The sequence below is a fragment of the Rhodococcus chondri genome (assembly GCF_036327435.1).
Taxonomy (GTDB): Bacteria; Actinomycetota; Actinomycetes; order Mycobacteriales; family Mycobacteriaceae; genus Rhodococcus; species Rhodococcus chondri.
The window spans coordinates 1-5,726 of record NZ_JAUZMZ010000236.1 but is presented as its reverse complement, the minus strand read 5'-3'; the positions used below and the strand labels follow the sequence as shown (position 1 = coordinate 5,726).

Below are 5,726 nucleotides of genomic sequence, written 5' to 3'. Positions count from 1 at the left end.
AATACCGCGTGCTCGACGCCCCACCTGTTTCGGCTGAACCAACCCATGCGCGCACAGTACCGGTCGTCAGCAGCGACGCGCACCGGGCGACGGCACCGCATGCAGGAACCGGGGTCGCGGCAGGTCGTGACGCCCGGCCGCGGCGGTCACGGCGCCTTCGATCTGCGCGACACGGCTCGACTCGCACAGCGCGATCACCGAACCACCGAAGCCCCCGCCGACCATGCGGGCGCCCAGTGCTCCCGCCGATCGCGCCGCGTCGACCGCGGTATCGAGTTCGAGGCAGCTGACCTCGAAGTCGTCGCGCAGCGACCGGTGCGACGCGTCGAGCAGTGGACCGAGATCGCGTATGTCACCTGCTCGCAACCGCGCGACCGCGTCCTGCACGCGCGCGATTTCGGTGACCACGTGTCGCGCACGGCGGCGCAGGACCGGATCGTCCAGGGAATCCACATCTTCCGGCGCGTGGAGATCCCGCAGGGATCGCACGCTCAGCCGGCTCACGGCGTCCTCCACCGCGGTGCGCCGCTCGCCGTACCGGCCGTCGACGAGGCGATGCCCGGTGCCGGTATCGACGACGAGGAGAGTCAGCCCGTGCCGGGCGAGGTCGACGGGGATGTGGTCGACGCTCCCGTCCGCGCAGTCCAGCAGCAGCGCGTACCCGCCGCGGCCGCGCAGCGCGATCTGCTGGTCCATGCCGCCGGTCGGGGCACCGACGTAGTCGTTCTCGGCGCACACGCAGACGGCGGCGAGTGCGTCCCGGCCCGCATCGTCGGTAGGCAGGCCGCACAATTCGGCGAGCGCCAGCGCGACCGCGGCCTCGAGCGCGGCCGACGACGACAGGCCCGCCCCGACCGGCACCTCCGACACGACCGCGATGTCGACGCCGGTGAACCCCGGCGGATCGAGCGCCCACACCACCCCCGCGACGTAGGCGCCCCACCCGTCGACCCGTCCGGTGCCCGGATCGATGTCGACGGGGTCGAATCCCTCGCTGTGCAGCCGGAGGCGTCCGTCGTCGCGGCGCCGTACCGCTACCGCGGTGACCTGCGACAGCGCCATCGGCAGACACAGTCCACCCGCGTAGTCGACGTGCTCGCCGATCAGATTGACGCGGCCCGGCGCGCACCAGAGACCGTCCGGCTCTGCGTCGAACACCGTGCGGAATGCGTGGGCCGCGCGGTCGCACGCCGTCACGGTGCGACCCCCCGCAGGCGCTGCGCGATGCGCTCGGGCGTCGTGTCGCTGATCCAGGCACCCATCGCCGATTCGGAGGCGGCCAGATACTTCAGCTTGCCGGGGGCCCGGCGCAGCGAAAAGATCTGGCAGAACAGCCGGCCGTACTCACGCCCCTCCCCGACCGGCGCCTGATGCCACGCCGCGATGTAGGGCACGCGATCCACGCCGTCGAAGAACCGGTCGATGCGGCCGAGCAGGTCGCGGTAGATGCGGGCCAGCTCGTCGCGTTCGGTGTCGTCGAGACCGGCCAGATCGGGAACGTCGCGGTGCGGCGCCAGGTGCACTTCGACCGGCCATCGCGCCGCGGCCGGCACGTATGCGGTCCAGTGGTCGCCGGACCACACCACCCGTCGTTCGGCGCGGCGTTCGGCGTCGAGAATGTCGCGTTGCAGCGACCGGCCGGTGCATGCGTGATGCTCGCGGGCGCGGTCGAGCAGCGCTTGCGCGCGTGGCGCGAGAAAGGGATACGCGTAGATCTGACCGTGCGGATGTTGAAGTGTCACACCGATTTCGATGCCGCGGTTCTCGAAGCAGAACACCTGCCGCACCCCCGGCGACGCCGACAACGCCGCGGTGCGGGCAGCCAGGGCGTCGACGACGGTGCGGGTCCGCGCGAGCGTCAGATCCGCGAACCGGGCGTCGTGGTCGGCGGTGAAGGCAACCACCTCGCATCGCCCACCCGCGGGTTGTCGCGGCCACAGCGGCTCGTCGTCGACCGGGGTGTAGGTGTCCGCCGCCGAGCCGAGCGCCGGAAAACGGTTCTCGAACACCACCACGTCGTAGTCGCCGGCCGGGATCTCGGTGGCGGGGCGGCCCGGCCGGGTCGGGCACAGCGGGCATTCGGTGGCCGCGGGCAGGAAGGTGCGGTCCATACGGTGTGCCGCGAACGTGACCCATTCGCCGGTCAGCGGGTCGCGCCGCACCTCGGAGGCCGCGGCGACCGGCGGCAGGTCGCGGTGATCGCGCAGTTCCCGGGTCGCCGCCCCCCCGGCGTAGGGGTCGGTGTCGTCGAAGTAGATCAGTTCGCGGCCGTCCGCCAGCCGCGTGGCGGTCTGCCGGACCCGCGCGTCCACAGTCCGGCTACCGGGTGTCGTCCAGGCCGAGGTCGGCGAGTCCGAGCAGCGACCGGTACTCGACGCCCTCCGCGGCGATCACCTCGTCGGCGCCGGTGTTGCGGTCGACGACCGTCGCGACACCCACGACGACCGCGCCGGCGTCGCGCAGGGCCTTGACGGCGGTGAGCGGCGAGTTGCCGGTCGTGGTGGTGTCTTCGACGACGAGGACACGCTTGCCCACGACGTCCGGCCCCTCGATCCGGCGCTGCATGCCGTGTGCCTTGGCGGCCTTGCGGACGACGAAAGCGTCGATGGGGCGGCCGGGGGCGTGCATGACGGCCATCGCGACCGGGTCGGCGCCCATCGTCAGGCCGCCGACCGCGTCGAAGTCCCAGTCGGAGACGAGTTCTCGCAGCAGCGATCCGATGAGCGGGGCGGCGCGATGGTGCAGGGTCGCGCGGCGCAGATCTACGTAGTAGTCGGCTTCCTTACCCGACGACAACGTCACCTTGCCGTGCACCACCGCCAGCTCACGTACCAGTGCAGCCAGCTCGTCGCGATCAGTCATCGCTGTTTCCTCACCGTCGTCTCGTTCGCTGCCGGTCGCGGAACCGGCGGCAACGAGCCTAGCCGCCCGGTTCGCGATCAGGCCGCGACGGTGCCGGAATCGGTGTCGGCGGCCGGCTGCGGGGCGACCGCCGCACCGTCGACCTGCGGCGTTGCCGCGGCGGCGAGTCCGGGTGGCACCTCGAACAGCGGGACGGCGCCGATCCCGCCGAGCTTGGCGAACACGGAGGTCGGGAAGCGGGTGACCGCGGTGTTGATGGTGCCGCCGAGGTCGTTGTAGACGCGGGCGGCACCGGCGATGCGCTGTTCCCGGATCTGCAGTTCGCGCGCGACCCGGATGAACGGCCAGTGGTTGACGCCGTCGAGCATCCCGATCAGTTCGTGCAGGGCGGCGGACAGGGCGTTTTCGGTCGCGGCGCGTTCGCCGACGCCGAGCCGCTGGTCGCGCATCCCGATCGCGAGGGTGCGGGCACCGACCACCGGGCTGATGCGGCTGCGCTCGACTCCCGCCCCCGCCGAGGCCGCGATGAGCGCGGGGATCAGGTCGTATCGGTCGTCGAGTTCGTTGAAGAGCAGGCGCATGCTGTCGCGGTGGCGGCTCCTGAGGGCGTGCAACCGGTGTACCCCGGCACGGATCCACAGCAGTACCGCTGCCACCAGCGCAACAACAATCACCACAGCCACAGAGGTCACGCGCGAAAATGTACCGAGCCGCGCAGTGAAGGTGAACAATGCCCCGCGCGTGTCCCGGTGGTGTGTCCATACCGTGATCTGGGTACGCCCGAGTTCTTTTCCCGGGCTCGATGATCTCGCTCAGGGCCGCGCAGCCTCGAGGTCGAGGACGACTTTCACATCCTCGGGGTGGACGTCGAATGCGTCGAACGCACGGTCGAGGGGCACGCGACGGGTGATCATCGCTTCGAGCCATCCGGTATCGGCGGCGGCCAGCGCGTCGGCGGCGGCGCGGTAGTGGCGCAGGTTCGCGTTGACGGATCCGATCACCACGTCGTTTTCCAGCACGATCGAGCGGTTGAGTGCCCCGGCGTCGAAGTCGATCGTCCGTCCGGCGGCCGATATCCCGGTCAGACACGTGATGCCACGTTCGCGGTAGCGGCCGTTGCGGCACATGTCGAACTCTCCGTGGGCACACGCCCCGCACGGTTGCGGATCCGGCCGCCGCACCACACCGACCACCAGGTCGCCCTCGGAGAATCCCGATTCGGCGGGCGCTTCGAGAAACCGGCCCAATGATTCGTGCCCGAGCACCAGGCGGTCTCGACCGGGCGGCGCCGACCCGTAGTCGCCGCGAGCGATCTCCCTGTCGGTGCCACAGATCCCCAGTGCCAGGCCCTGCACCAGCAACTGTCCCGGCCGCCCGGTCGGATCCGGGATCTGCTCGACCCGCAAAGAATCGGTACGTCCCGGTTCGACGGTCAACGCCGGCATCTGCCCCGCATACCCGCAGCCCCCGCTGCTAAGCCTCTGTCGGGCCGGGCGTCTGATCCCACCTCGGAAACCCGGCCGGCCCCGGTGCGGCCCGTCGGCTCAGGTACGGCCGCGGCCGTTGCCGAACGTGTTGGTGAGTTTCCGGACCAGGTTCTGCGGCACCAGCCGGCCCGCCGTCGCGAGCACCTTGTACTGCACACCGGGGATGCTGCGCACCTTGCCGGCTTCGAGGTCGGCGAGCGAGGTCCGCACCACCTGGTCGACGTCGAGCCACAGGATGTCCGGCGTCGAACTCATGTCGATGCCGGCGCGACGGTGGAATTCGGTCCTGACGAAACCGGGACACAGCGCCTGCACCCGCACGCCGGTGCCGGCGAGCCCACCGGCCAGGCCCTCGGTGAACGACACGACGTACGCCTTGCTGGCCGAGTAGGTCGAGCCGCGACCGGGGAGCAGCCCCGCGACACTGGCGACGTTGACGATGTCGCCTCTGCCGGCATCGATCATCACGGGCAGCGCGGCCCGGGTGAGCTCGAGGACGGCGGTGACGTTGACGTCGAGCTGCGACTGCAGCAGTGCGGGGTCGGCGGTCCAGAATTCGCCGGTGGTGCCGAAACCCGCGTTGTTGACGAGCATGTCCACGCCGCGGGCGAGCCGTTCGACGACGGCCCTGCGCCCCTCGACGGTCGCGAGGTCGACGGCCAGTACCTCCGACGACGCGCCGAACCGCTGCTGCAGCTCGGTGGCGAGGGCGTCGAGCGCCGCGCGGTTGCGGGCCACCAGCACGAGGTCGTAGCCCTTGCCTGCGAGCGCCCGTGCGAAGCCGGCGCCGATTCCCGAGCTCGGGCCGGTGATGAGCGCGACGGGACGTTGAGCGGAAGTCATGGCCGACACCCTAGACGGGCGGCCGGGTCATCGTTGGGCGGACGGACGTCCCGGGTCGTGGACGCTGCGTTCGACACCGGCGGGTTCGACGACCGGCGGCAACACGTGCAGGATTCCGGAGAGCCGGGCGACGGTTTCGATCGCCGCATCCCATTCGCGGCCGTTGCTGCCGACCGGGATCGAGCCGAGCGTCCACTCGTTCTCGCTCCACAGCATCTGCACGTGCGGAGGGATGGACTGGGTGAATGCCACCATGCGCTGGTCGCACACCCGGCGGGCGATCTCGAGGTCGGTAGCGAACACGATCCGCGGTCCGATCGACCCGAGCAGGTTCATGTCGGAGTCTTTCGGCGGCGCGGTCGACTTGAGGCGCAGGTCGATGTCGACGTCCGAGCCGACCTTGCGCCGGACCGCGACGATGGTTGCGGTTTCCTCGATGTCGAACAGGATGAACTCTTCGCCGCGACGCACCCCGTGGACGACGTCGATGGCGCCGAGATACTCCTGCTTCGCCAGGGCCGCGCGGTGCCAGTT

General features: G+C 70.7%; 7 protein-coding genes. All 7 read right to left on the bottom strand.

The genetic code is table 11. The annotated features are described in order from the left end of the window. Nucleotides 1-66: 66 nt before the first annotated feature. On the bottom strand, nucleotides 67-1,197 hold the full coding sequence (galK, locus tag Q8814_RS23895; protein WP_330154458.1) for a galactokinase: 1,131 nt from the start codon (nucleotides 1,195-1,197) through the stop codon (nucleotides 67-69). Continuing rightward, the gene (gene galT / locus Q8814_RS23890) at nucleotides 1,194-2,312 is read right to left on the bottom strand and encodes a galactose-1-phosphate uridylyltransferase (RefSeq protein ID WP_330154457.1); all 1,119 of its coding nucleotides are present in this window, start codon (nucleotides 2,310-2,312) and stop codon (nucleotides 1,194-1,196) included. Before galT ends, galK begins: the two co-directional genes overlap by 4 nt. A gap of 7 nt (nucleotides 2,313-2,319) precedes the next feature. Then, nucleotides 2,320-2,862: an orotate phosphoribosyltransferase gene (gene pyrE, locus Q8814_RS23885; RefSeq protein WP_330154456.1), complete on the bottom strand. Its 543-nt coding sequence runs from the start codon at nucleotides 2,860-2,862 to the stop codon at nucleotides 2,320-2,322. A gap of 77 nt (nucleotides 2,863-2,939) precedes the next feature. Further along, nucleotides 2,940-3,554, bottom strand: a complete 615-nt coding sequence (locus Q8814_RS23880; RefSeq protein WP_330154455.1) for a LemA family protein — start codon at nucleotides 3,552-3,554, stop codon at nucleotides 2,940-2,942. 120 nt (nucleotides 3,555-3,674) lie between these two features. After that, nucleotides 3,675-4,307 carry an alcohol dehydrogenase catalytic domain-containing protein gene (locus Q8814_RS23875; protein ID WP_330154454.1) on the bottom strand — a complete coding sequence of 211 codons (633 nt, stop codon included), beginning with the start codon at nucleotides 4,305-4,307 and terminating at the stop codon, nucleotides 3,675-3,677. Between the two features lie 99 nt (nucleotides 4,308-4,406). Continuing rightward, nucleotides 4,407-5,192, bottom strand: coding sequence for an SDR family NAD(P)-dependent oxidoreductase (locus tag Q8814_RS23870; RefSeq protein WP_330154453.1), 786 nt, complete (start codon nucleotides 5,190-5,192; stop codon nucleotides 4,407-4,409). Nucleotides 5,193-5,219: 27 nt separating this feature from the next. After that, nucleotides 5,220-5,726: type III secretion system chaperone family protein (locus tag Q8814_RS23865; RefSeq protein WP_330154452.1), on the bottom strand; the 507-nt coding region annotated here is incomplete at its 5' end.